28 protein-coding genes are annotated in these 22,488 nt (G+C 62.1%); 16 read left to right on the top strand and 12 right to left on the bottom strand.

Annotated elements, in window-relative coordinates:
- Positions 1-22: 22 nt before the first annotated feature.
- The 3 genes from FHY05_RS05250 to FHY05_RS05260 all read right to left on the bottom strand — a co-directional run bounded on the left by FHY05_RS05250 (position 23) and on the right by FHY05_RS05260 (position 1,244).
- The gene (locus tag FHY05_RS05250) at positions 23-202 is read right to left on the bottom strand and encodes a hypothetical protein (protein WP_183943328.1); all 180 of its coding nucleotides are present in this window, start codon (positions 200-202) and stop codon (positions 23-25) included.
- A gap of 142 nt (positions 203-344) precedes the next feature.
- Entirely contained in the window at positions 345-512 is a 168-nt protein-coding gene (locus tag FHY05_RS05255) for a hypothetical protein (RefSeq protein WP_183943329.1), read from the bottom strand.
- 219 nt (positions 513-731) lie between these two features.
- The gene (locus tag FHY05_RS05260; protein WP_183943330.1) at positions 732-1,244 is read right to left on the bottom strand and encodes a PEPxxWA-CTERM sorting domain-containing protein; all 513 of its coding nucleotides are present in this window, start codon (positions 1,242-1,244) and stop codon (positions 732-734) included.
- 664 nt (positions 1,245-1,908) lie between these two features.
- Between FHY05_RS05260 and FHY05_RS05265 the strand changes: the two genes are divergently transcribed.
- The 5 genes from FHY05_RS05265 to FHY05_RS05285 all read left to right on the top strand — a co-directional run bounded on the left by FHY05_RS05265 (position 1,909) and on the right by FHY05_RS05285 (position 8,229).
- Positions 1,909-2,493 (top strand): recombinase family protein, encoded by a 585-nt coding sequence (locus FHY05_RS05265; RefSeq protein ID WP_183943331.1) that lies wholly within the window; start codon positions 1,909-1,911, stop codon positions 2,491-2,493.
- A gap of 889 nt (positions 2,494-3,382) precedes the next feature.
- Complete coding sequence (locus tag FHY05_RS05270) at positions 3,383-5,167, top strand: hypothetical protein (protein ID WP_183943332.1); 1,785 nt, start codon at positions 3,383-3,385, stop codon at positions 5,165-5,167.
- 234 nt (positions 5,168-5,401) lie between these two features.
- A complete protein-coding gene (locus FHY05_RS05275) occupies positions 5,402-7,285 on the top strand; it encodes an AAA family ATPase (RefSeq protein ID WP_183943333.1) in 1,884 nt (627 codons plus the stop codon).
- Between the two features lie 224 nt (positions 7,286-7,509).
- Positions 7,510-7,833 (top strand): ribonuclease E inhibitor RraB, encoded by a 324-nt coding sequence (locus FHY05_RS05280; RefSeq protein WP_183943334.1) that lies wholly within the window; start codon positions 7,510-7,512, stop codon positions 7,831-7,833.
- A gap of 84 nt (positions 7,834-7,917) precedes the next feature.
- On the top strand, positions 7,918-8,229 hold the full coding sequence (locus tag FHY05_RS05285; protein WP_183943335.1) for a hypothetical protein: 312 nt from the start codon (positions 7,918-7,920) through the stop codon (positions 8,227-8,229).
- A gap of 121 nt (positions 8,230-8,350) precedes the next feature.
- Here the strand turns inward: FHY05_RS05285 and FHY05_RS05290 are convergent, their stop codons facing one another.
- Complete coding sequence (locus tag FHY05_RS05290) at positions 8,351-10,000, bottom strand: tyrosine-type recombinase/integrase (protein WP_183943336.1); 1,650 nt, start codon at positions 9,998-10,000, stop codon at positions 8,351-8,353.
- Positions 10,001-10,300: 300 nt separating this feature from the next.
- On the opposite strand from FHY05_RS05290, the gene FHY05_RS22775 reads away from it, so the two are divergent.
- The 9 genes from FHY05_RS22775 (at position 10,301) to FHY05_RS05335 (ending at position 15,752) form a co-directional block, all read left to right on the top strand.
- Complete coding sequence (locus tag FHY05_RS22775) at positions 10,301-11,677, top strand: site-specific integrase (protein ID WP_183943337.1); 1,377 nt, start codon at positions 10,301-10,303, stop codon at positions 11,675-11,677.
- Positions 11,674-12,306 carry a hypothetical protein gene (locus tag FHY05_RS05300; protein ID WP_183943338.1) on the top strand — a complete coding sequence of 211 codons (633 nt, stop codon included), beginning with the start codon at positions 11,674-11,676 and terminating at the stop codon, positions 12,304-12,306. Before FHY05_RS22775 ends, FHY05_RS05300 begins: the two co-directional genes overlap by 4 nt.
- A 69-nt stretch (positions 12,307-12,375) precedes the next feature.
- Positions 12,376-12,618 (top strand): AlpA family transcriptional regulator, encoded by a 243-nt coding sequence (locus tag FHY05_RS05305; RefSeq protein ID WP_183943339.1) that lies wholly within the window; start codon positions 12,376-12,378, stop codon positions 12,616-12,618.
- A 209-nt stretch (positions 12,619-12,827) separates the two neighbouring features.
- A complete protein-coding gene (locus tag FHY05_RS05310; protein WP_183943340.1) occupies positions 12,828-13,019 on the top strand; it encodes a hypothetical protein in 192 nt (63 codons plus the stop codon).
- Positions 13,016-13,216, top strand: a complete 201-nt coding sequence (locus FHY05_RS05315; RefSeq protein WP_183943341.1) for a hypothetical protein — start codon at positions 13,016-13,018, stop codon at positions 13,214-13,216. The genes FHY05_RS05310 and FHY05_RS05315 overlap by 4 nt, the downstream gene beginning before the upstream one ends.
- Positions 13,213-13,560, top strand: a complete 348-nt coding sequence (locus FHY05_RS05320) for a hypothetical protein (protein WP_183943342.1) — start codon at positions 13,213-13,215, stop codon at positions 13,558-13,560. Before FHY05_RS05315 ends, FHY05_RS05320 begins: the two co-directional genes overlap by 4 nt.
- A 25-nt stretch (positions 13,561-13,585) precedes the next feature.
- Positions 13,586-14,104: a hypothetical protein gene (locus FHY05_RS05325; protein WP_183943343.1), complete on the top strand. Its 519-nt coding sequence runs from the start codon at positions 13,586-13,588 to the stop codon at positions 14,102-14,104.
- Entirely contained in the window at positions 14,094-15,302 is a 1,209-nt protein-coding gene (locus tag FHY05_RS05330; RefSeq protein WP_183943344.1) for an AAA family ATPase, read from the top strand. The genes FHY05_RS05325 and FHY05_RS05330 overlap by 11 nt, the downstream gene beginning before the upstream one ends.
- A 249-nt stretch (positions 15,303-15,551) precedes the next feature.
- Positions 15,552-15,752 carry a DNA-binding transcriptional regulator gene (locus tag FHY05_RS05335; RefSeq protein WP_183943345.1) on the top strand — a complete coding sequence of 67 codons (201 nt, stop codon included), beginning with the start codon at positions 15,552-15,554 and terminating at the stop codon, positions 15,750-15,752.
- Positions 15,753-15,903: 151 nt separating this feature from the next.
- Here FHY05_RS05335 and FHY05_RS05340 read toward each other — a convergent pair whose 3' ends face one another.
- The 4 genes from FHY05_RS05340 to FHY05_RS05355 form a co-directional block, all read right to left on the bottom strand.
- On the bottom strand, positions 15,904-16,131 hold the full coding sequence (locus FHY05_RS05340; RefSeq protein WP_183943346.1) for a hypothetical protein: 228 nt from the start codon (positions 16,129-16,131) through the stop codon (positions 15,904-15,906).
- A gap of 117 nt (positions 16,132-16,248) precedes the next feature.
- On the bottom strand, positions 16,249-16,665 hold the full coding sequence (locus FHY05_RS05345) for a hypothetical protein (RefSeq protein WP_183943347.1): 417 nt from the start codon (positions 16,663-16,665) through the stop codon (positions 16,249-16,251).
- Positions 16,666-16,716: 51 nt separating this feature from the next.
- Positions 16,717-17,334, bottom strand: a complete 618-nt coding sequence (locus FHY05_RS05350) for a hypothetical protein (RefSeq protein ID WP_183943348.1) — start codon at positions 17,332-17,334, stop codon at positions 16,717-16,719.
- A gap of 639 nt (positions 17,335-17,973) precedes the next feature.
- Complete coding sequence (locus FHY05_RS05355; RefSeq protein WP_260181230.1) at positions 17,974-19,464, bottom strand: recombinase family protein; 1,491 nt, start codon at positions 19,462-19,464, stop codon at positions 17,974-17,976.
- Between the two features lie 477 nt (positions 19,465-19,941).
- Between FHY05_RS05355 and FHY05_RS05360 the strand changes: the two genes are divergently transcribed.
- Together FHY05_RS05360 and FHY05_RS05365 are read left to right on the top strand one after the other, a co-directional pair.
- Entirely contained in the window at positions 19,942-20,463 is a 522-nt protein-coding gene (locus tag FHY05_RS05360) for a hypothetical protein (protein WP_183943350.1), read from the top strand.
- A 59-nt stretch (positions 20,464-20,522) separates the two neighbouring features.
- Entirely contained in the window at positions 20,523-20,909 is a 387-nt protein-coding gene (locus tag FHY05_RS05365; RefSeq protein WP_183943351.1) for a hypothetical protein, read from the top strand.
- 289 nt (positions 20,910-21,198) lie between these two features.
- Here the strand turns inward: FHY05_RS05365 and FHY05_RS05370 are convergent, their stop codons facing one another.
- From FHY05_RS05370 to FHY05_RS05385, 4 genes are read right to left on the bottom strand one after another with little or no spacing between them, the layout of a single operon-like run.
- A complete protein-coding gene (locus FHY05_RS05370; RefSeq protein ID WP_183943352.1) occupies positions 21,199-21,369 on the bottom strand; it encodes a hypothetical protein in 171 nt (56 codons plus the stop codon).
- Positions 21,366-21,620: a hypothetical protein gene (locus FHY05_RS05375; RefSeq protein WP_183943353.1), complete on the bottom strand. Its 255-nt coding sequence runs from the start codon at positions 21,618-21,620 to the stop codon at positions 21,366-21,368. Before FHY05_RS05375 ends, FHY05_RS05370 begins: the two co-directional genes overlap by 4 nt.
- Positions 21,617-21,937: a helix-turn-helix domain-containing protein gene (locus tag FHY05_RS05380; protein ID WP_183943354.1), complete on the bottom strand. Its 321-nt coding sequence runs from the start codon at positions 21,935-21,937 to the stop codon at positions 21,617-21,619. Before FHY05_RS05380 ends, FHY05_RS05375 begins: the two co-directional genes overlap by 4 nt.
- Positions 21,934-22,470, bottom strand: coding sequence for a hypothetical protein (locus FHY05_RS05385; protein ID WP_183943355.1), 537 nt, complete (start codon positions 22,468-22,470; stop codon positions 21,934-21,936). Before FHY05_RS05385 ends, FHY05_RS05380 begins: the two co-directional genes overlap by 4 nt.
- Positions 22,471-22,488 lie beyond the last annotated feature (18 nt).

Below are 22,488 nucleotides of genomic sequence, written 5' to 3' on the forward strand. Positions count from 1 at the left end.
CCCCGCGACCACCCCGGCTCCTCTAGCGGTCGTTGCTGGCCGCGTCCTTGCTGAAATCCCGCGTCGCCGTGACTAGAGCGGCTATCAGGAGGCTCGCCTCCTCGCGTGTAAGCGTGAGGTTGCACGTCCCGCTTGGCGCTTCGATGTCGACGACTATCTCCTCCCCGTGGTGGGTCACATTGAACACGTGCGGCCTTCGCATGGATCATACTCCCTCGCGCCGGCCATGATCCGATGGCATGTTCATGTCCACCTCAGCCACCGCGAGCGGCCACTCTCGCACGGCGGGACGAGCGTTGCCGGGCAATCGATGCGACTTAAAGCCTTTCGGGTCGGTACGGCGCTCAGTCTCGAATGACGTAGGCGAGCGCCTCACGGGCCACGCGCTCTACGCGGCGGATCAGGTACCGTGTGCCTTCCAGCTCGACGAAGTCGCCGACGATCGGCAACTCGGGCTCGTCTCGTTCGAGGATGAACCTCTTTGGCCGATCCTGGCAGTACGTCACCTTCATCCGAGCCGGATAGGCGCAGGCGTGCTACCGGCAAACAGCGTTTACCCCTTTGTCACGAGCGGGCCTAGCACCGATCGGGGAGCCCCATGGAGGGGTCGAGCACGGCATGGGGGCGCTAGCGCCTAGAGCTCCTCAGCGCCCCTCTGGTGACCGCGCGACCGAGAGGAGCCGCCAGTCGGTAAACCGGCGGTCCTCAAGTCTCGACAGGTCGGCTAGACGTCAGGCGTGGCGGACGTTTGTCGCAACCTTCTGCCGCCGCATGGCGACACCGATTACGCCCATACCAAGGATCATCATCGCCCATGTTGCGGGCTCAGGAACCGCGGCATTCACGCTGCGGATGTTGAGCGTTCCTCCAGTCTCATCATTGTATCCGGTCAAGGTATACGAGCCTGGAGCAAAGGTAGGGTTGGACGTGTTACCGTTATAAACCTGCACGCCCGTTGTGTTTGCGAGCATGTTGTTGTCCCAATAAGCGCTGAACCCGCCTAAATTGCCGGCGGTGTAGAATGAGACTTCGGCGAGCTGGACGCCACGAAGCGTCTTTATCTCAACATCACTGATGCGGAAGACGACCGGATTGGCTTCGGTCGGCGATGGCGAGCTGTCGAGGGTGAAGCTGACATCCCAAGACGGATCGTTCGCGACAAAGTCGAATAGGAGCGGCGCAGCGGAGGCGGGTGCTGCGATGCTGGTACCAGCGAGAAGTGCGGCAGCGATATAACGCGTCATTGAGTCCCCCTAAGCCCTTCGCGATGTGCGAGGGGCAAGGCTCGATAAAGCCAAACAGCGTTCGAGCACCATGTTGAGAAGTCTCGTTTCGGGCCAACCGTCGTTGCCGGCACCGTGTGTTCTCAGGACCCGCGTGGATGAAACGGAGGTCCGAGTGGCAGCACAAGCGCCGCAGCGAAAGCGTCGATCACGAATTGGACCCGGCTCGATCCCAGCAGTATAATCCGATCTGGCTAGGAGGGACCCGTAAAGAGCATTCGGCATTCTCGACGGCGCCCGGCGGTCGGGTGCCGGATGGGGGCGGGTCGAGCGAGCCGTGCCATGGGGCTCAGCGCCTAGGGCTGGCCTGCTCGCGAGCGGCGACATTGCCTTGCCGACTGGGCCCGTGCCGTGGCGCTCAGCGACATTTAGGCCGGCTAGGTGTGCTTGCCCCCGACATTGTCAGCGACGTCACTGGTGGCCTGGATGAGCTGGTCGATGAGCAGCAAGGCATCTGTGACCCCGAGGACCGCAGAGCAACCGCCCTAGCCAATCGATGGCTAAGAAGTTGTAGGTTTCAAGTCACCCCTCTTGGCCCGCACCAGGATGGCTCAAAAGATACTGGACGGCGGTTTCAAGCCGCCTCAATAAGGGCGCGTACCTTTCGAGCCTCGGAGCCGCTACCATGAGCCGCATCGCCTATTACCGCGTCAGCACAGGCGACCAGTCGATCGAGGCTCAGCGGCAGGCGCTCGGCGGCGGCTTCGACCGCGAGTTTGATGACGTGGGCGTCAGCGGCTCCGTGAAGGCTGAGGACCGACCGGGGTTCGCCAAGCTCCTCAGCTACATCCGCGAGGGTGACACGCTCCATCTCTACGCCATCGATCGCCTCGGCCGTGACGCACTTGACGTCCAGGCGACCGTGAGGCGCCTCATGGACATGGGGGTGACCTTGGACGTGCGCGGCCTCGGAGTGATTGGGCGCGGCGTGGGAGAGCTTATCGTGGCTGTCCTCGCCCAGATGGCGGACATGGAGCGCCAGCGGATCAAGGAGCGCTGCGAGAGCGGGCGCCAGGCGGCCCGCGCGGCGCTGGAGGCGACCGGGAGGACGCATCACGGCAAGGTGAGCCTTGGTCGGCCGGTGGCGGCTGATGCTGCTGAGGTGCGAGCCTGGAGGGCGGCTAACGGGCCCGCGAGCATCCGAGAGACCATGGAGCGCTTTGGGATCAGCAAGGCTACGGTCACGCGATACTGCTCGTACTCGGGGTGATTGCTCCTCCTCGCCCCGTGTGCCACCGAGCGGCCGAAGGCCACAGGAGGGCGCAGGAAAATGAGTGGCGGGGCGACCGCTCGACGTTTGGCGGTTTGGGGCGCGGTCATAGCCAGCTCGATCGCCGCCCTCGCGTCGGTGATTGCTGCGGCAATCTCCTGGAGTTCGGCACGATCGGCGACGAACAAGGATTATGTCGCGTTGGCGATGAGCATCCTGTCGCAGAAGGAAAGCTCGCCACCTAGCCGGCGTTGGGCTGTCGAGATCGTGTCGAAGCTCTCTCCGGTGTCCGTGCCGCAGGAACTCGCAGCCGGCTTGGTGACGGGCCGTTCAGTTCTGCCATCCGAGCTGGACCCAGACGCAACAAGGGCGGCGATCCTTGCGTGCATGAAGCCGCTCCTGTCCAGCGACCTTGCCTCGACGGTTTCTAGCGCACCTCTGCCAGCGGAGGGAACCGTCGCGAGTTGGGTGTCGTTCGCCGATGCTCAGACTGGTCGATTGGACGTTGCCAATCTCAGGCTTCGAACCTTCCAGAGTGTCGCGGACACCTGCATCCGCAAGCCTATGGGTCTTCCGGGCTCAGTCCGCTCCGACGGGGGCGCGCGCGTCTTTTCACCCCGATAATGGCGGCCGGTCGCTCCGAGAATATTCGGGCGACGTATTGCCTTCAACGGGCGCGTTTCTGCGGCTTTCCAAGTCTTCAGCACCCCTTGCGCTGTGGTGTGGTCGGGCTTGAGGACGCCGACGAGACAAGGACGGAGTGGGACACTTAAAGGCCGTTTAGCTCCTTACGGTCCCTTCGGGGTTGGACCATGATGATCAACCACTATCGAGCCTTCAGCCTTGAAGTTGGCAAAAAGCCCTTATAGGGTAATCCACGACGATGATAATGCCAACTTTCAACGAGCCTCTCGCTCCTGGCAGCGGATCGGTCCTAGCCGAAAGGGCCTTCAAGGACCTTAAGTCCACCCTAAGCTCATACGGTTCCAGCCTGTCGCCTGACGCAGAGAAGGCTCTGTTCGCCGTTCTCACGGCCATGGAGTCCGGCTTGCGGGGCGAGTTGCCACCTTCCTTCTATCTGTCCGCTATCGACCCAGGGACCGGCAAGTCCCTCGCGGTCGCCATGTTCCTCCGGGCCTACAAGGCCTCCGGGTTCCTCCCGGCCAGTGGTGTCCTCGTGCTCGTGTCCCGCCTCGCGGAGATAGAGACCTATTTGGCGGCAGCGGGGCTCGACCGGAATGAGGTTGCGGTCCTTACCGGCGAGCCGACGCTCAATGCGCTTGGAGCCCCTGAGGCCCTTCACGACCAAGCGCCCGTCATGTTCACGACGCAGCAGCGTCTCGCGGCGCGTGGTGCGAAGGCGACGATGAGCGCCCTGCCGGCCTTCTTCTACCGAGGTGCGCCCAGGGCTCTTCGGATTTGGGATGAGAGCATCCTCCCCGGCGCTCAGCAGGTCGTGAAGGTCGATGATCTTGGCGCTCTCCTGGGGCCTCTCAGGGCCTCAAAGAAGGCCGTAGCGACGTTGGTCCAGTCCACCATCATCGACGCGTGGCAGGCCGCTCCAGGCAGCGTCCTAACGATCCCTGAGGACCTCGGCGGTAGCTGGGGCAAGGCTGCGGACTTCGTGGGCGCTGCGGAGCTATCGGCACTGGCAGGCTACGAGGCGCGAGTGGTCAACATCCATGGCGACGTTCGGCTCGCTGGTGCCTCTCCGACGCTCCCCGCCGACTTCGCGCCCGCCATCGTGCTCGATGCGTCTGGCAGGGTCCGGAAGGCCTATCGGCTCTGGGAGGAGCGCACGGGATCGCTGACGCGGTTACCGTCCGCCCACAACGACTACAGCGACATGGTTGTCCACGTCTGGCGCCACGCTTCGGGTCGGAGGACCCTGGCGGACGCGAAGGCGCGACGGGCGATCGTGGAGGCAATCGTCGGGACCGTTCGCCAGCGGCCGGGCGAAGAGTGGCTGATCGTCCACTACAAGGACGCCACCACCCTCTTGCCCGAGGTCCGCCTCAAGCTCGATCCCGAGGTGGCCAACCGCATACATGGACTGACGTGGGGGCGCCATCACGGCACGAATGCCTTCGCCCACGTTCCCAACATCATCGTCGTTGGCCAGCCCGACTACGGGGACCATGGCTATGAGGCGATAGCGGCAGCGGCGATCGGTGATGGCAAGGTCCCGGAGCTAACCGACGGTGAGCGCTTGGCGCTGCGCAAGGGCGAGATAGCCCACAACCTCCTCCAGGCCGTGTGTCGCTCGCGGGCCCGTGTGGCTCGCAACGGTGTCGCCGGGGGCTGTAGGGTCTATCTGTGCATCTCGGCCGGCTCGGACCTTGAGGCGGTGCTCGACGACTGCTTCCCCGGCTATCATCGGCGCGAGTGGATGCCGAAAGGTTCGGTCGGCCTGAGCGGGCGTAAGGGCCAGGTGGTCCACTATCTCGCCGAGCGCTTCGAGGCTGATCGCGACGCCGTAGTCCGGAAAAAGGAAGTCACGCACGCGGTTGGGATAAAGCCCCCAGCGCTGCCGAAGATACTGGCTGACGGAGCGGTCCAGGAGGCGCTCGACGTTCTCGGGATCGAGGAGGCTCACAGCACCTTCACGGTCCGACGGCCGTCGTTCGAGCCGTTTCCTGGCGGAGGGTTCTTGATCGAAGACCTTGGAGCGTAGCGAGCTTTGCGGCCTCTGCGCTCCTCGCGTCTGAACGGCCGTATCCAATTACAACCTCGTGCCTGCTTTGGACCCAACCCCTTCACCGGTAGGCTACACGTCAATTTGGCACCGCCGTAACGGGCGTTGGGTACTCGGTCCCGCTTGCCGTCCCCTGCGGCTGTGGGCATCATCCTCAACGACATCGGCCGAAAAGCCGCTATTGAACGTCTTTAAGGTTTGGGGGAGGACTCCGTGGAGCTTCGTAAATTTGATATCCTTAACTTCAAGGGCATATCTAAAACATCGATTGACATAACCGAAGCTGCACCCGGAAACGTTTCGACTTTGATTGGATTGAACGAAAGCGGCAAGACCACGATCTTAGAGGCTCTGTCACACTTTATCACTGAAGACAAGGACACCGCCAATCTTGTAAGTACTGTACAGCAAAAATCTGCTCTTCAGGACCTTATACCTAAAGACAGAAAGGCCGCCTTTACTGGGCATGTTTCGATTAGAGCCACTATCACCTTCGATGAGAGCGAAGTGAGGTCTTTGGCTGAGCATTTTTCCAAGGCTTATGGCTTGGTGTTAGATGAAAGTGCCTTTAACAAGACTATCACGGTCGCAAGGTCATATGAATTCGCCGACAGTAAGCATCTTGACACAAGCACATTTTGGACGATCTTCTTTGATTTAAGAGGAAAGCGCCAGAAGAAATTCACTAACTACGACGGCGGAAGGGGGGATGCTGACAAACGCGCTATCTGGCTTAGCGGTATTCGTTTTTTGTCTTCGTACATTCCTAAGATAGTATATTTCCCAACCTTTCTGTTTGATTTCCCAGATAGGATATACCTAACCGATCAGGACAGCGAGATAAACGACTATTACGTTCAGGTCATCCAGGATGTCTTAGACAGTCAGGGCGAAGGCCTCAATGTTGAAAGGCACATAATCCAACGTATAGCCGCCTTGAAGTCAGAGCATCCCACGGTCGCCACATTTATGGCTTTCGTTTTCGGTAGAGACGAAAAGAAGCAAGTTGATGCTGTCTTGCAAAAAGCAAGCAACGAAATGAGCCGCGTCATTTTCGGTTCCTGGAACCAAATTCTTGGGCGAAATTTTTCCGGAAAAAGGGTTCAGGTAGATTGGCTTCTTGATGCCGAGCGCGACAACGTTCCTTACCTTGAAGTCTACATTGTAGATGGGCAGTCAAAATACAGCCTATCTGAGCGCTCCCTAGGATTTCGATGGTTCTTCTCATTTCTTCTATTCACGCAGTTTCGAAAAAATAGAGCGGATCAAGGCGGTACTATATTCTTGTTTGATGAACCTGCGGCGAACCTGCATAGTAGAGCTCAGATGAAACTGCTGGAAAGCTTCGCACGCATCGCGCATGGCGATACCCACATTATTTACTCAACGCACTCCCACTACATGGTCAATCCTTTGTGGCTGGAGAAAAGCTACATCATAGAAAACCTTGCAAATAACTATGATGACGAAGATGATGTTGATGCATTCTCTACGAAAAAGACTGATGTTCGTGCGGTAAAGTACCGAACCTTCGTTGGCAATAATTCAACCAAAACCACATATTTCCAGCCTGTGCTTGACGCACTTGAGGTGCCGATCAGTCCGCTGCTCGGCGCTTCCAAGGCGGTCATCGTTGAGGGAAAGTACGACTATCACCCCTTCTATTATCTTTACCGTAGGATCAAAGGAGACAGCGACATAAAGTTGTTTCCAGCAAATGGCGCATCTTCGCTGCCGGCGCTTATATCGTTGTTTAGGGGTTGGGGCGTTAAGTTTGTTGTGATTCTTGATGATGATCAGGCGGGTAGACGGTCTAAAAAGCGCTATGTTGACGAACTTATGCTGAAGGACGACGAGGTCGCGACATTAGGTGATATAGATAGATCGCTTGAAAACTGCACTAGTGAGGCAATATATAAGGGCGATTTAAGGTCTGCGTCCGCAGCTCATTTTGGTGTGGGTGAAGTGACAAAGCGTCAATTGGCACTTTTCTTTCAGGAGGAGGCCCTATCACAAAAGGACCGCATGTATGCTGAAACAGAAAAGGCCTTCCACCCGATCGCAGATTGGATTGTCTCGCGCTTAGATGCCAGTTAAGCGGCTAGGGTGTCTGCCGCGCCTCAGGAGCCCGCTGGACGCGATCCGCGACCCTCAGGCCACCTGGGTAGCTCGCGCGGCCCGATCGAGTCTGGTGAGTCCCTGAGGGGCTTGTAGGGCATGCTCGTCCCAGCGCTCGGCTCAGCGACGGCGTTAGGCTCTCGACGGCTCATGAGGCCCGTTGCAAGAGGGAGGCGAGTTGGATCATGCCGAGGAAGTTGGCGGTGTTGACGTTGTTCGAAGAGAATGCTGCCATCCTTCGGAACATGGAAGCCGATGGGAGCGACCTCGGCCCATCTCGCTCTGTGGACTTCTCACACGTCTTTGCAGACCGAGCTTGCGCTGACGCCTTCGCCCGCGAGGCCAAGCAGCGAGGCTTTTCCGTGAGCGTCGAAAAGGTTGATCGGGAAGGGGAACCTTGGGACGTCACGGCCTCCAAGGACATGGTGCCGACCTGTGAGAACATCACTGTCACCGAGGAGCTTCTGCATACTCTGGCCCAAGCGCATCGGGGTCGAGCAGACGGCTGGGGCTTCTTCCGAGACTGAGCGTACGCGGTTCATCTTCACGGCCTAGCGCCTGCCGACGAACGGACCCGATGGCTTGCCGTGAACCCTCCGCTATGAGGGGACATGACGTTCTCGCGCATGACAACGGCTGGCCGCCACCTTCTTCGGTATGTGCTGCCCGTCCTCAGCGCCATCTGGCTGCTCTGGACCATGCTTGAGACGAAGCGGTTGCAGGGTTGGTTCGAGGCTCAGGACAGCCTTCAGCACGCCTCTACGCCGTTCTTCACCTTTCCAGCCGCCGAATTCGCTGTCGCGGCGATCTGCGTCCTTGCGAGCTTCGTATCGACGGCGATGTCACGTCCCCGGCTTGGAAGCGTCATCGCTTTTACGGCAACCGCCTTCATGCAGATCATGTGGATGGGCCTGACAGGATGAGGGAGAGCGGTGGGGCTCACCTGGCCGCTGCTACGGCCCCAAGCCTCCGACGAGGTCCTAGCGCTATGCTCTGAGAGGAGCGGGCTGAGGGTAGCTGGCAGGGCAGGGGGTGACAAAGGCATCATACGTTGAAACGAGGGAAGCGCTTCATGGCGTCGTCCATCGTCTTCACAGATGCGTGACCGTAGGTACGGCCAACGGTGTTTGGGGCGTGTCCCTCCATGGCGTCGATGACGCGTTCCTGGATGCCGGCCTCCAGCGCGATCGTCTTGAAGGTGTCGCGCCATGCGTGGTTGGGCTTGATGCCTGGATCGACGATGCCGACCTCGTTCCTTACCCAAGCGGCTAGACGCTCCCCGATCTTCTTGTGCTGCCGGCTCTCCGTGTCCTCCCCAACCCTCCGCCGGGCCTCGTCGTAGAACAATGGTCCGGCTACTGCCGTCTCGACAACCCTGAGGAAGCCTTGCTCGACCAGGTGCTCGTGAATGGGAACTAGGCGGGCTTCGTTCGTCTTCACTCGGCCAGCGGCAGGCGTGATGCGGATCAGCCAGACGCCATCTTGCTGTATCACGTCCTCACGGCGGAGTTGTGTGACCTCGTTTACGCGAGCCCCGGTGTAGGCGCAGAGCCATGGCACCCATCGTCTCGCAAGGGCGGACTTGGCGGACGAACGCTCAGACGACGGAGCAAGCGCTGCCTTAAGGACGCGAGTGGCCTCCTCGTTCGTGTAGCTCTTCTCGCGCAGCTTGGCGGCTTTCGGGACCCTGACGACCACGGTGCTCGCGACGTTCGCTTCAAGACGCTGCTCGTCCACGGCCCACTTGAGCGCGGCCTTGACCGGGGTGAGATACTTGTTCCGAACGGTCCGAGGCGTGCGGAGAGAGCCCTTCGCTGTCGTTTCCAAGAGCAGAGCGTCTCGCCAGTCGCGGAGGTTGGCCGCCGTCAGCTTGGAGGCGTCGTCATGGCCGAGGAACTCGACCAGGCGCTCGACGGCCTTCCGCCACTCGTTCCGCACGCCTGCGCTGATCCCCTGGGCCGCAGCGTAGCCGTCGAAAATTGCTAGCAGGCCGAGCGCCGGTCGAGCTTCCACCTCCCGCATTGGCAGGACCAGGTCCGGGAAAGCGGGGGTAGGCACATCCTCGCCAGCCATGCGACGCAGCCGGTCCTCTCCAGCTCGGATCGCTGCATCGTTGAGAGCGCGACAGACGATGGCGAGGCTCTGCTCATCGTCAGCGCGAACCTCAAAGCCCTTCGTGGCCGCAAGCTCCGTGGCCTCCTGCCCCCACGTCTCCACGATCGCGTCCAAGTCCCCGGTGGCCCGGTAGCGCTTGAGGACCTCTAGGTTGCCCGAGACGGTGGCGGCCGCCTTCTCGCTCCAACGGAACTTGCTCCTGCCGCTCCAACCGGCCTTGTAGTCGACACCAAGGGCGTCGAGTTGGCTAGCGACCGAGTCGTAGAGGTTGCGTTCGGTCTGGTCCCACCGAGCTTCCTCGTCGTCCGACAGCATTTCGGCCCTGAGCCACTCTCCGAGGCTAGTGGCGTGGAGCGGAGTGAGGGCCGTAAGAGCACCGGATAGCCGTGCTTTCGCCTCGGCGATAATGGCCTCGTACTTCCGCTTGGCCGCATCACACCGAGCGCCAATCCCGGCATCCTTGCGCCCCAGCGAGACCTTGAACTCTCGTGCCTGCTTCGGGACGAATGGCCGAAGCTTCGCTGGATAGACGCGGCGGTAGATGACGCGCCCAGAAGCCAGCGTGCGGGTGTTTTCCATCACCAGGGACATAGCGGTTGTGTACCTTCCGATGTACCCATTCCAGGGCCGGAAGTGACGGAAAACCGCCAAAAGCGCGGAAATCTGCGCTTCGGAGACGTCAACGTGCCGGTTGCAGGGATCGAACCCGCGACCTTCGGTTTACAAAGTCCGTGCTACATAGCCTCGGCGGCAATCCTACATCGCCGCAAGCCGCGCAAATCCGTCGCTGTACTCACTTTGTCTCGCTAGGAGTCCTCGCGCGTATTCCCACGTTGCTGCTTGCGTGTTATCCCGGTGCTTATCTAGGAGGTGTAGAGCGTGGCTGTCGGTAAGGTGACGAAGCTTTCCGTGGAGGCGGTGCCGTTGCCGGCCGCAGGGAAGCGTGAGCACCTCTGGGACGAGCGTCTGAAGGGCTTCGGTGTGATGGTGACCGACAGGGGCGTTCGCTCCTACATCGTCCAGTATCGGATTGGCGGCAGGGGCTCTCCCACGCGCCGCGTGACCATCGGCAAGCATGGCTCTCCCTGGACGGCCGAGACAGCACGTAAGCGCGCCACTGAGCTGCTGGAACAGGTGCGCCGGCAGGACGATCCGTTCGATGCGGCCAAGGCGAAGGTAGCGGCCGATCGCGAGGCGAGGGCGAAGGCGACGGCTTCGGCGGTGATCTCTGAAAGGCTGGCCTTCTCGACGTTCGCGGGTCGGTATGTCGACAAGTACGCCAAGGTGCATCAGGCGAAGAGCTGGCGCGAGACCGAGGGTGTCATCAATCGTGATCTCGTCCCTCGGTTTGGCACCACGCCGCTGACAGCGATCGAGGATGCCGACGTGGTCGAGCTGCTGGAGGCGCTGGGCGAACGTGGCCCCTCTGCCGCTCTGAAGGGCTACAAGGCGCTACGGCAGATCTTCGCGTATGCCATCGACAAAGAACGTCGCCACTTTCCGGCAGGAAAGAACCCGATGGCTGGGATCAAGCCGCCCGCAAAGATGGGCAAGCGAGACCGGACGCTGACCGATGCCGAACTGCGGCTCGTGTGGCTGGCGGCAGGCGGGCTCGGGTGGCCCTTCGGTCCGATCGTCCGGCTGCTCATCCTGACGGGCCAGCGCCGCGACGAGGTCGCCGGCATGTCGTGGGTCGAGGTCGACAAGGAGGCGAGGCAATGGTTGCTGCCCGGCGCGCGATCGAAGAACGGGCTGCCCAACCTGGTGCCGCTCAGCGACCCGGCGATGTCGATTGTCACAGACCTCCCCGTCATCAGGGCGGTGCGTGAGACCGGCGACAAGCGCCCCGATCCGCGGCTGCTATTCACGACCACTGGCGAGACGCCGGTGTCGGGGTTCTCCAAGGTGAAGGCACGACTCGACGCGTCGATGCTGGACCTGATGAAGCATGAGGCGGCGGACGCCGGGGCAGGTGAGGATGAGCTTGCCGCCCTGTCTGTCAAGCCGTGGACGCTCCACGACCTGCGCCGCACGCTCGCCGCTGGTTGTCAGCGACTCGGCTTCCCGGTGGAGGTCACGGAGGCGGTCATCAATCACGTCAGCGGCACGCGTGCCGGGATCGTCGGCGTGTACCAAACCTATCGCTATGAGACGGAGAAGCGCTCTGCACTGGATGCGTGGGCTCGGCACGTCATGGAGGCGATCACCGGCAAGTCTGCGGCCAGCAATGTTGTCGTACTGGAGCGGCGCGCATGACCCGGATGCTCTTAGTGGAAGCCGTGACCTGGATCGCAACACGTGATGCAGCTCTGACCGCGCATATTGCCTCCATTGCAGCGGATACTCCTGGGCGCGTGCGAGGAGATTACCTTTCCGTGGCCGCAGCATGGATAGAATTGAGCGAAATGATCGACGCTCAGACCCGTGAAGAGGCGCGGCGAGCGCTTCTTGGTTATGCCGCAGAAGGAAGGGTCGGCGCAGTTGGCATACGCGACCCCAAGGATGGCTTGGTTGAAGTGTCAGCTCTCGCCTTTGAAGCAGGCCAATTTGGGTCCGACGGATTGTACCCGCTCGGAAGTCTGAAGGTGCACGGGCAACGATGGTCCGGGTTGCGATTTGACCGAGATGCTCTTCTTAGCGTCTGCCCGGCAGAGCTGAGAATAACGCCACAACCTGTCAAGCAGGTAAGCGTCGGCCGAAGTGTTATTGAGCGCCAAACATGGGAACTTTTTGACAAGGGGTTCACTCAAGCTGAAACCGTAAGGCAGCTAATTACGACGCACGCGCCAAAAAAGGTCAATCGCGGCTGGGTGCGAGAGGAATATAGAAAATGCGCCGCTGCGCGGGGGCGCACAATCCGTCCAGGGCCAAGATCAGCCGAATAGCGCAATCGCGCCGCTTTCGTCATCGGCGCAATACGGCGCAATCATGCACAAATCGCAAGTCGCCGCAACATGTCGCATCTCCTCTCTTGTCACCGCGACAGGAGAAAGAAAGTGCAGGGATACCTTAGGACACCAGAAGCCGCGAAATACTTGGGGGTCGGACGGAGCACGCTAGAGCGGAAGCGGATCGACGGCAGTGGACCGCGGTTCCGCCAGCTCGGCTCCAAGATCATCACCTACGCTATTTCTGATTTGGATGCTTGGGCATCGAAGCAGGTGCTTTCCAGCACCAGCGAGCGGGCTGCCGCGTGAGCGCTCATGGCATCAGCAACGGCTCGGGCGCCGCAGCCCAGAAATGAAAAGGGCCGGCTGGCGGGCCGACCCAATTCGAAACTGAACATTCGTAGCAACAGCGACACCTCAGATAGCGCGATCACCCTTCGCCTGCAACGGCTGATGCGCCTCGGCGCGTCTGGTCACAGCGCTTATCTGATTGCCGCTCTCGTTTGGGGAGAGCGCTGATGGATACTCAGCACACGATCTACCTGCGCCGGGTCAACGGCGAATACCGCGTGTCGGTTGAGCCCGAGGTAACCGGCTTCGACTTTAACAAGGCCAGCCACAGCTACGCCATCGCACGTACGTTCGCCCGTGGGGTCGCGCTGCATCGCGGCTTCCCTCTCACCGACGAGACCGGAGAGGTGCAGGCATGACCCGCGAGGATACCGCCTGGGCGCTCCTGGACGCGCACCGTAACGGCACGGCACCTCTGACCCAAAAGGCTGGCGGCTTCTGCGGCCAGATCGCGGTCGCGCCCGATCAGCCGCTCTCCGAGAAGCAGCGTACGTGGTTCTCGAAATTAGTCGAGCGCGCTGGTCTCCCCCCTCTCGCCAATGGAGGCGACGCATGAACAATGATCGTTATCCACACGCCGCAGGGCATCTTGGCATCGGCGGCAGCGTCGAAGCTGCCGAGTTGATGACGCCGCAGCTGCCGAAGCTTCAGGCGCTGGTCAGCGAGGTCATCGCCTGCGCTGGGCCGCTTGGCGCTACTGGAGATGAGATCGCCGCCAAGCTCGGCTGGGACAAGTTCCGGGTTCGCCCGCGGACGGCAGAGCTGCGCAAGCTCGGCCGCATCATGGACAGCCGGCACCGCCGACCAAGCGAAGCAGGCATCGCGTCTATCGTCTGGGTTCTCCCGCAGTTCGCCGGCCCGGTCGAGCACAAGGGAGGCGTGGCGTATGAGGGGAAGTGACCTCAAGAGGTTATACGCCGCTGCTGTGGCCGCCGTCAGCCAGGGCCACCTCGATCGCCTAAGTGCGGTCGGGGTGCGGCCCGATACCATCGCCCGCATAGGCCAGTCCTATCCTGCCTTCGGCGTGCTCAGTGGCGAGATGGAGACCGGTGGTCGCTTTCTCCTTGGCGAAGGTGGCGCGCACGTCGTGCAGCCTATCGTCGAGCACCACGAGCTGATCGACCTTGTAGCGTGGCGGCCTGGGTCGCCGATGCGTTGGGGGCTGGTGAATGGGCTTGGCTGGCTGCTCAATGCGGATAGCTGCTTCGCCAGCCGTTGGGATGGCGATCGGCTTCGGTTGCACGCCACGCCACTCGACTGGCTCCGTGCTGACGCGGTGGGCGGCGTCGTGCTCGACTGGGACAGCCCAGATCTAACCTGGCTCCGCGGCTTTGCTCAGATCGACTGCGGCAACGACATGGTCGCAGCGTCGCTTGGGCGCGCACTGAACAAGTCGACCCGCGCGCCGAGACTTAGGACCATGGAGGCGCGTCATGTCGCGTGACCTCGCGTCCATGATCGCTGACGAGCCTGTGCCGCACCCGGCGATCAGCACGGCGATCAAGGCGACGCCGTACCAGTGGCGTGACCCCGCCAGCATTCCGCCTCGTGCGTGGGTTTACGGCCACATGCTGCTGCGCGGCTCCCTGACGGTCGTCGTCGCCCCCGGCGCTACCGGCAAGACTGCGCTGATGATCGGCACAGCCATGGCGCTGGCTACCGGGCGAAACCTTCTCGGGCCCAAGGTATGGCATGGCCCTAAGCGTGTGTGGCTGTTCAATCTGGAGGATGCGAGCGACGAACTGGCCCGCGGCGTACAGGCAGGCGCGATCCACTGGGGCATCAAGCCGGACGATCTCGGCGGCCGTCTCTATGTCGATAGCGGCATGGATGGCGTCGAGCTGAAGACGGCGCTTGAAACGCCTACTGGCACGAAGATCAACGTTCCCGTCGTTGGAGCGCTGATGACGCAGCTCAGGGACGAGCAGATCGACGTGCTCATCGTTGACCCGTTCGTGTCGTCTCACAGCGTCAACGAGAACGACAACCGCGCGATCGACATGGTGGCCAAGCAGTGGGCGCGCCTTGCCTCTCAAGCGGGCTGTGCGATCGTCCTGGTGCATCATGCGCGCAAGCTGGCCGGCGGAGAGGTGAGCGCTGAGACGGCCCGTGGCGCCAGCGCACTCATCGCTGCGGCTCGCTCGGTACCGACGCTCAACCGCATGTCGGACGAGGAAGCCGCCAAGTTCGGCATTGAAGGCGAAGAGCGCCGTCGCTTCTTCCGCGTCTACGACGACAAGAACAACCGCGCACCACCCTCTGACAAGTCGGACTGGTATCGGCTGCACAGCGTCTCGCTCGGCAACGGAGCTGATGGAGGTGACAGCCTCCCCGTGGTAGTGCCCTGGTCACCGCCGCAGACTTTCGACGGCGTCACCGCCGCGCACCTTAGGGCAGTCCAGGATCTGCTTGCGCAAGGTGAGTACCGGAAGGACCAGCAAAGCCAGCCGTGGGCAGGAGACGTGGTGATCAGCGTGCTCGGCCTCGACGCCTCTCGAAAAGCCGATCGGCTGCGTGCCTCGTCACTCCTCACGACCTGGGAAGCCAACGGCGCTCTCGTGGTCGACACGATCAAGAACGCTAGCACCAACTACAAGCATCGGCCGATCTACAGGGTTGGCGAGTGGGCCATCAACGGATGACCCACCACCGGCTGAAGAAGGGTGGTGTACCGGTGGCGGGTGGTGGACTTCCGCACCTTCCACCACCCCCCTCCCCCGTAGGGGGTGGGGGGGGTGGTGGTGGAAGAAGGGGGCCCGGTGACGGGTGGCGGGTGGTGGGCGCTCAAGGCGCCACATACCCCTAGTGTACCGACAGCGATATCAGGTCGACAAACGGGGGAGAAAACGGAGATGAGGGACAGGACGACGTTCGCGCATGACCTTGGCCACATGCGACACCGCAAGCTGCGGGTCTGCCAGGAGGTCTTCGCCGAACGGTACGGTGTCAGCCTCGCGATGCTGAAGGATCAGGAGCAGGGGCGGCACAGCCCGCATCCGGCGTTCAAGGTGCTGGTCGCGGCGATCGACATGGATCCGTTCTTCATGGCGAAGGCGGCTCAGGCAGCGGAAGAGCGCTGGGGTGGGGAATAGCGGGGGCTCCGCCGTTTACACGCAGACCGCGCACGTGCGCGTAAGGTATATATCTATAGGCTCAAACCTGAGTGTCCGGCAGTACGGGAGGCCCGGATTATTTTAGAGAAGAGTACGCGAGCCTCGGTCCAAGCCGCACCGCCTCGCTCGATCAAATCCGGCTGACAGGGGTGTCCGGCCCATCCGCTCGGAAGTCGCGCACTGCAAAGCCCCCTCCGGCCTCGACGAGGTGATAGCGGTCATCGTCGTCCAGGCTTTCGTACCGGTAGGATCCTGGCAGATGCTGCCCCTGAAATGCCCTGTAGTTCTGCATTTTTCGGAACACCCAAGCCCGGCCGTCCTCCGCGCGGACTGTGAAGCGGTCGGTCTCTCGTTCCATGTGCAGTCTCGCATGTGCCTGCTTCGCGCATAACCCACGACCGAGCAGGAGGACAGCAGGCCAGTGCGTTTGAAGAAGGTTCGTTATCGCGCAGGTGTCCGTGCGTCATGGGGGCGACTACATCACAGGTCCGCAATCCCTGAAGTCGCACCACTTGGCCGAGGCCAGCTCCCGCTCGATTTTGCCCACCCGCTCCTCGGCGGTTCGCCCGCCGAATAGCGTCTCGTCAAACTCCTCCGCCGGTAGCGTCCGATTATAGCGCTCCGTGATGACTGCCGCCTCCCGCAGCTCGGTCGGGCAGGCATACCCAAGCCGCTCGACTTGCTCGTCGGTCAGCGGCGGTCCGGCGAGCGCATCATCCGCGTGAGGTCGAAGGCAGTCGAAATAACGAAGACGTGCTTCAAAGGCCGCCTTCTCAGGCGCTGTCATCCCAAGCAGCATCGTCTGCACGTATGGCGTCTCGAACTTCCAGCAGCCAGAGAGACCAAGCGTCAGGCTGATCGCGAGCAAACCGGACTGCAATCTCGTCGCCATGATCGAACGATAGAACGTGGCGCGCGGATGTCCAACGACGGCTGCGTGCTCTCACCGAAACTCCGCCCACACCGGGTGCCCAGCATCCACCAGCTTAGTGACGATCCACCGCATCGCCTGGAGCGCGGGCCCGTGCGGCTTGCCACGGCCGGTCTCCGCTGCGCTCCAGAAGGTCACCAGCAGCTCGCGGTCGGGCAGGTACGCGCGCAGCACGCGCAGGGCCAGGCGGGTGGCTGGCACACAGACGTCCTCGTCCCGCGCACGCCGGCTGGCATCGTCGAGCACGGCAAGCGCCAAGTTCATCAATAACGCCTGCGATCGGCGCTCGCGGCGCTCGCGGTCGTCCTGGCCGAACGGCACACCGTCCACCCGCGTGTCGGTCGAGTCGCACTCGCGGCAGGGCATCGTGTACCGCACCGCCTCCCACTCCATCGATAGTCGACGAAAGCGGCGGTCGATGATCAGCTCCTCAAGGTCGTACTGCTTCACCGCTTTGCACACGCGGCAGGTCACGCGCACCGCGCCCTCGACTCGGCGGAGGTCCTGAAGCGTCTGAGGTGGGCCGACCATGCAACCATGGTGCAGGAACGTAGCAGGAACAAACAGGCTTGATCTGCACGCGACGGCGTGCGACTCGGAGATCAGCGCGGCGCCTCCTTCCACACGCATCGCCCGCTCGCCCGCGGCGCCGGGCTTACCACCGGTGCCGCGGAAGCTTCAGGATGAAGCGAGCACGGCTTCGCAGCGACCTACATGCTTGTCGGCCGAGCACACCGCTCTATCGTTCACCAATGCTCGACGCCTCGCCCCGGTTCACGCCCGAAGCGCTTGCCACTTGGAGCGACCAAGGACTGCGCACCGAAGGGCGGTTGCCGTTGAGGAGGTCTGAGTGATGGTCCTGTTGGTACTCACCACGATTTACAGCCCCCTTCCCACGATAGTGTATGGGCCACCACTGTCGTTGACGCGGTTTGAGGGTGCGGCGCTCGCTTGTAAGTACCCTCGACAAAGCGTTGTTCGAGGCGTTTTCAACGGCCGCAAAGTCGTCATGCTACCCGCAAGCCCGCCAAGCTACGCCGCAAGTGAATGCGCTCGTAAGTGGCTTCACCTGCATCCCGACGTGAGGCCCTTCGAACCTAAGGGTCGGTAGCCGATCCAACGGATGAGCGATGGCGCGCTTAGAAGGGGCTGCGCCGGCATCTTTCGTGAGGTCCGCCGGCGCAGCGTGTCAGCGGTTCAGCTCTGACTTACTCGTCTTTATCGATCACCGGTTAAGGACTCCCTTGCCCAGCTACTGACCGAAGCGGACTAACTGATTTCGACAGAGCCCGCCGCTCCGCACGATAGGGTGCATCTTCCTGTTCTCAAGTCCACAATGCCGTCGTTGAACATGCGTCGTAGCGCAGCGTTCGTGTCCGCTCGCCTGCGCGAGGTCGTGAGGCCGGTCTCAGCCGATGTCAGCAAGGTGGAGCAGTCGTTAACTAGGTAGCGGCGCCCGCTCGATGTGACCAGGTAATCCGCCAAGCTCGGTGCTTCCCCGGACCTCTCGGGAAAGCGCTTGGCTAAGTCGCTGCTGAGACGATCGTGATGCCATGAGAGTGCCTCGTTGCCGAGGAGCCGATAAGGAGCGCCGCGGGAATTGCGACAGCCCCGTGGGTCAGCATTTCTGATCCACAGGATGCCCTCAGCAGACCAAGGCCCCAGGCGGGCCAGCATCGCGCTCTCCAGGGCAGCGTACGAGTACTCAGGAGCGCTGCACCGATGCGCGATGCTGGCGCCTGCGCAGACGAGAACACCTTTCCCTTCCTCGCCGATGGGCTTGTGTCGGATGTCGGCGCCGCAGTCGGCGCATCGCAGGAGGTTGGCGAAGACGTTGCGTTTCGCGGCGCTCCCTCCGCGGCGGCGATTGCTACAAATGGACCATACTCGAAGGAAGGTCTCAGGCTCGATGATCCTTGGAAAGTAGCCTGCGACAACGCCGATCGGCAGCCGGTGCTGCACGTTGCGCTTGTAGACAAACTCATGCAGCGGCAACGCGCCGGTCACGCGACGATTATTGATCAAGGCGGCGATCGTGGTGCGTTCCCAAGGACCGTCGATCCTCCAGCGAGGCACATTCCCCATGTTGAGCGCCTCTGCGATCAACTGCGGCGGCTGACCCCGCTCTGCATCGCTGAAGATGCGCCTGAGCAACTCGGCTCGCTCAGGAACGGGAACGATGCGTCCGTTCTCGAAGGTCAGCCAGTCAGGCAGATTGGTGCTTAGCACTTTTGATTGAACAGCCTCGCGCTTTCGCGTCCATGCCTGTCGCGCGCGCATGGACTTGATCGCGCTCTCCTCGTTTGCTCGTATGAAGACGATCAGAGCGTAGATGAGACCTAGTGGATCCTCCGACAGGCTCTCCTCTGAGTAGAGGCGGTTGTCGGCCAGTGAGACAACGTTAATGCCCGAAACCACCAGGTTTGTGAGGATGGCTTGTGCCCGAAGTATGTTGTCGCGGCTGAGCCGATCCAGGCTTTCAATGAGCAGGAAGCTGCCCTCGGGTATCTGACCGGTTCGAACGGCTTCAAGGAAGCAAGCCAGCTCGCCATGAGCGGCATTTTTGCCGCGGAAGCCCGATACGCCTAGATCGCGATAGGTAAGCTCATCGTCCAAGCGCAAGCCGTGTTGCTCAGCGTAGGCCCTCGCCAGAGCGGTCTGTCTGGCAAGGCTATCGCCGTTCGCTTGAGAGGGGCTGCTAAATCGCTGGTATGAGTACGCCCTGACCGGCGCCTGTTCGACGTGACTCGTCAACCCCATCCTCCGCAGCTGATTGCTGCTTAGATGCAAGTTAACCGCCCCCGTTTGGCAATCCCCTTTATGCCACCTTCGTTCCTACCCGCTAGCAAGGCTGTAAGCACGGATCGATGGGCTGCCTTGATGTTGATCGATGATCCTATTTGCCTCCGTCGCGAGGCCGATCGCTGCCGCCGAATTGCGGTCATGTTCGGACGAGGCCCCGACGCAGAACGCCTGCGGCTTGAGGCACTTGAGTGCGAAATGCGAGCTGACAGGATCGTACGACAACGGCGCGATGCGCAGGTCGCGACTCAGGAACTGCGTGCGACGCGCTTCGCGTTGAGCCGCCGCACCGGCTGAACGCGGCGCAACTCAAGCTTTACGATCCTCTGCAAACAGGCGGACTCAGGAAGGACTCGCTTCAGCGCACTTGCTGCCCAAGCCTCTAGCTCCGCGCTCCCAGGCGCGCAGGATGCGGAGCCTTTGGGAGCCACATTCATGACCCTCGCCAGCAGCCTTCGCACCTACAGACTCACGAACGCCCGTGTCGTAGCGCTCCTAGAGGATGGCGGTGGCGCTGTCGTCGAGACGCGCGACGTCGATTACATGGAGGGCCGCTCGCTCTCGATATCTGGCCGCGACGGCGACATCATCCACCTCGCGCCGATCTGGTCGTTCTCGGTGGCTGACTCGAAGGTGCCCGACATGGTCGAGATGTCGCGTGCCCAGATCGTCATCGAGGGCGACTGCGACGGCCAGCGTGTCGAGTTGCGTGGCGCCGGCAGCTTCGGCTACACCGACTTGGGCACGTTCGAGGGCGAGTTTCACGCCGCGCCTACGTTCTTGCTGGAAGAGGAGCCCGACGAGCCGCCTTCAGACGAGCTGCGCAAGAGCGACCTGACGCCGGAAGAATGGGTCGAGCACATGCGGACGATCGAGGTCGATGCGCCAGAGCAGTTCAGGCGGGCTCAGTACGGCGTTGGCCTCAGCGATCGTGACACGGACGAGCACGACGACTGAGCCCGGCCAGGTGCGCACGAAGGATTGATACAGCGGCGCCCGCGAGTCATGCTCCTTGCATGAAGCGGATGGTTCTTGCGGGCGCAGCTAGCCTTTCTCTCGCATGGTTTGCCGTAAGCGGATGGATCTACATCGAGCGTGGATATTCACTCGCCTTCGCGATGGAAGGCTATCCCGTCGAGATAAAGCACTTCGATTTTCCGGCCTGGCGCGCAGCCGTTCACCTGCTGCTTTCGGCAGGTGCAATCGCAGCTGTGTTGACGTCGGCATTCAGCCAGCGTTGGGCACCCTCAGTTGCGTGGGCCATTTGGGTCCTAACAGTAGCGGTCGGATATTATGATGTTGATAGATGGGGGCTTATGGCCTCGCCGACCTCCATCTGGACCGTACTTATTGTGATGCTGGTCGCTATTGTTGTTTCTGTGGCCAAAAGGACGCGCGCTTGAGAGCAAACACGATGGTCGCGGCTGCATTTGCGGTAAGCTAACCTGCTTGCGTGACGTCGGACACCTCACCAGTCTGTGTCGTCGAAGCTCCCTCGCTGCGCCGGCTTCGTCAATCCTGCTTGCGACGGGCAGGCCGACGATGCGCCCCGCTGGTGAGGCCTGTCAGCCTGCACATGGATGAGTCGGCCGAGACGGTGGGCGAGTAGCGCTCGAGGCGGGCTAGGGATGGTCGACAGCAGAACATGGAGCGGGAGAGCCGAAGCCCTCCCGTCTGAGTAGCGGGGCCGCATCACCCGTCACCGTGAATGGCGAGTGCGATCCGCGAAGCTCTACCGATGCCGATCAGCATGACACCGAGGTATGCCACGCCTGGGCTGCGCTGAAAGGCCAGCAGCAGGAGGATGCCAACGCCGACCAGGGAGGTGAGAGCGGCAAAGCCGATGACGAAGCGAGTGATCATAGCTTCGGCGCCCCCGTATTTGCCCTCAGGAGGTCAGCCAGCGCGTTTGAGGCGCCCGGCGCGTGCAGGGCGCCTTTGAGCGCGTTCAGCGCCTTGGCGGCCTTCGTATCGACCGGAGCGGCACGCCCGAGCCACAGGCGCTCGCCCGTGAGCAGGACGGTACCGCCGTGCGCCTGCCACGATGTCAGCCATGCGGCCGCGTCGAAAGCGGGATCGGTCGAGGCCGCCGCCTTGTCGAGCAGCGCCGTCATGCGTCACCTCGCCGACGTGAGCTAGAGTGCACCAGCTTCGGACGGCTAGGCCGATCGATCAGACGCTCGAGGCGAAGGTCGGCGGCGTCGCTCTTCCGCGCCTGGACCTCGGCCGCTCGCACGTCCTGGTCGATGCCGCTGGCGGGTGAGGGCTCCCGGCGTTCGTAGCGCTCGACCTCATCCGCTCGGATGCGGATTAGCTTTCCACCGAGCTTGAAATGACGCAGCTCGCCGCTGCGGACCAGCGCGTAGACCGTGTCGGTACCACAGCCCCAACGCGCCGCAAGGGTGGCGACGGAGTAGACGGAGACCGTCATGCCAGCACCCCCGAAGGCGTGCCGCCCGCCAGCCGGATGGCGTCGGCGAGGGTCTGCTTGACGTAGGCGTGATCCCAGCCCGCGATCTCGCCGGTTCCAGTCGGAGAGAACAGCTCGTTGAACTTCCAGGCGAGTGCTTCCGCATCGGGGGCAGGCATCTGAAGCAGCGCGTCGATCGCGCCACACAGCGCCTCATCCAGCACCATTTCTCGATGGTACGTGGCGTCGATCCCGAAGCGGTCGCGGTTCGCCTGCTTGGCCGCGTGATAATCGCGCAGCGTCTGGATCTGAGCAAGCGCCTTGGCCTTGTCAGCCTCAAGCGGGAACCAGTTCTCACCGACGCTGGCGAACAGGTTGTGCTCAAACTCGTCGGGATCGAGCCGCTCCAGGACGTGGTTCCGGGTATAAGGGAAGAACACCTCCATCGCGACGTTGTCGCCGCTGGGCTCGTTTGCCAGCCATTCGTCATGCGCTGGTCGGCTCGCGGTTGCCGCCGCATCGACGGCGGCCTCAGCTCGCTCGTACTCGCGCATGGCACGCTCCCACGCTGA

It is taken from the genome of Sphingomonas sp. BK580, assembly GCF_014194975.1.
Lineage (GTDB): Bacteria > Pseudomonadota > Alphaproteobacteria > Sphingomonadales > Sphingomonadaceae > Sphingomonas.

Coding starts and splice junctions, on each gene's coding strand:
- FHY05_RS05365 (WP_183943351.1), top strand. CDS start 20,523: ATGAAGCGGATGGTTCTTGCGGGCGCAGCTAGCCTTTCTCTCGCATGG.
- FHY05_RS05315 (WP_183943341.1), top strand. CDS start 13,016: ATGACCCGCGAGGATACCGCCTGGGCGCTCCTGGACGCGCACCGTAAC.
- FHY05_RS05300 (WP_183943338.1), top strand. CDS start 11,674: ATGACCCGGATGCTCTTAGTGGAAGCCGTGACCTGGATCGCAACACGT.
- FHY05_RS05305 (WP_183943339.1), top strand. CDS start 12,376: ATGTCGCATCTCCTCTCTTGTCACCGCGACAGGAGAAAGAAAGTGCAG.
- FHY05_RS05335 (WP_183943345.1), top strand. CDS start 15,552: ATGCGACACCGCAAGCTGCGGGTCTGCCAGGAGGTCTTCGCCGAACGG.
- FHY05_RS05340 (WP_183943346.1), bottom strand. CDS start 16,131: ATGGAACGAGAGACCGACCGCTTCACAGTCCGCGCGGAGGACGGCCGG.
- FHY05_RS05345 (WP_183943347.1), bottom strand. CDS start 16,665: ATGGCGACGAGATTGCAGTCCGGTTTGCTCGCGATCAGCCTGACGCTT.
- FHY05_RS05360 (WP_183943350.1), top strand. CDS start 19,942: ATGACCCTCGCCAGCAGCCTTCGCACCTACAGACTCACGAACGCCCGT.
- FHY05_RS05375 (WP_183943353.1), bottom strand. CDS start 21,620: ATGACGGCGCTGCTCGACAAGGCGGCGGCCTCGACCGATCCCGCTTTC.
- FHY05_RS05370 (WP_183943352.1), bottom strand. CDS start 21,369: ATGATCACTCGCTTCGTCATCGGCTTTGCCGCTCTCACCTCCCTGGTC.
- FHY05_RS05285 (WP_183943335.1), top strand. CDS start 7,918: ATGACGTTCTCGCGCATGACAACGGCTGGCCGCCACCTTCTTCGGTAT.
- FHY05_RS05330 (WP_183943344.1), top strand. CDS start 14,094: ATGTCGCGTGACCTCGCGTCCATGATCGCTGACGAGCCTGTGCCGCAC.
- FHY05_RS05265 (WP_183943331.1), top strand. CDS start 1,909: ATGAGCCGCATCGCCTATTACCGCGTCAGCACAGGCGACCAGTCGATC.
- FHY05_RS05270 (WP_183943332.1), top strand. CDS start 3,383: ATGCCAACTTTCAACGAGCCTCTCGCTCCTGGCAGCGGATCGGTCCTA.
- FHY05_RS05320 (WP_183943342.1), top strand. CDS start 13,213: ATGAACAATGATCGTTATCCACACGCCGCAGGGCATCTTGGCATCGGC.
- FHY05_RS05260 (WP_183943330.1), bottom strand. CDS start 1,244: ATGACGCGTTATATCGCTGCCGCACTTCTCGCTGGTACCAGCATCGCA.
- FHY05_RS05250 (WP_183943328.1), bottom strand. CDS start 202: ATGCGAAGGCCGCACGTGTTCAATGTGACCCACCACGGGGAGGAGATA.
- FHY05_RS05350 (WP_183943348.1), bottom strand. CDS start 17,334: ATGCGTGTGGAAGGAGGCGCCGCGCTGATCTCCGAGTCGCACGCCGTC.
- FHY05_RS05255 (WP_183943329.1), bottom strand. CDS start 512: ATGAAGGTGACGTACTGCCAGGATCGGCCAAAGAGGTTCATCCTCGAA.
- FHY05_RS05385 (WP_183943355.1), bottom strand. CDS start 22,470: ATGCGCGAGTACGAGCGAGCTGAGGCCGCCGTCGATGCGGCGGCAACC.
- FHY05_RS05290 (WP_183943336.1), bottom strand. CDS start 10,000: ATGGAAAACACCCGCACGCTGGCTTCTGGGCGCGTCATCTACCGCCGC.
- FHY05_RS05355 (WP_260181230.1), bottom strand. CDS start 19,464: ATGGGGTTGACGAGTCACGTCGAACAGGCGCCGGTCAGGGCGTACTCA.
- FHY05_RS05380 (WP_183943354.1), bottom strand. CDS start 21,937: ATGACGGTCTCCGTCTACTCCGTCGCCACCCTTGCGGCGCGTTGGGGC.
- FHY05_RS05310 (WP_183943340.1), top strand. CDS start 12,828: ATGGATACTCAGCACACGATCTACCTGCGCCGGGTCAACGGCGAATAC.